The organism is Bacteroides sp. AF25-38AC (assembly GCF_003602995.1).
In the GTDB taxonomy this organism is placed as follows: domain Bacteria; phylum Bacteroidota; class Bacteroidia; order Bacteroidales; family Bacteroidaceae; genus Bacteroides; species Bacteroides uniformis.
Window position 1 is genome coordinate 493 of record NZ_QTMD01000089.1, and the last position, 464, is coordinate 956.

General features: G+C 43.8%; 1 pseudogene. It reads left to right on the forward strand.

From position 1 onward, the window contains the following. Positions 1–54: 54 nt before the first annotated feature. Positions 55–464 (forward strand): annotated as a pseudogene (gene fucI / locus DWY55_RS21835) (L-fucose isomerase); the annotation flags it as partial.

Consider the following 464-nt stretch of genomic DNA (forward strand, 5'->3'; position numbering starts at 1 on the left):
GGCTTAATCGATTTAGTTAATTTTTATATTAATCTCAATAAAATCAGTTGAACCATGAGAAATTCAAGATTAATCAGTGGAAAGCCGAAAATTGGTATCAGACCTATTATTGACGGTCGTCGTGGAGGTATCCGTGAGTCATTGGAGGATATGACTATGGCCATGGCCCATAAAGTGGCCGAGCTTTATTCTTCTGTCTTACGTCATAGTGACGGCACTTCCGTAGAGTGCGTCATTGCAGATACAACTATTGGTGGAGTGGCTGAAGCTGCCATGGCGGCTGAAAAATTCCGTAATAGTGGAGTCGGTGTTGTACTTTCTGTAACTCCTTGCTGGTGTTATGGATTCGAAACTATTGATATGGACGGAGAAATGCCAAAAGCCATCTGGGGCTTTAATGGTACAGAACGTCCGGGTGCGGTTTACCTGGCTTCAGCATTGGCAAGCCATACACAGAAGGGATT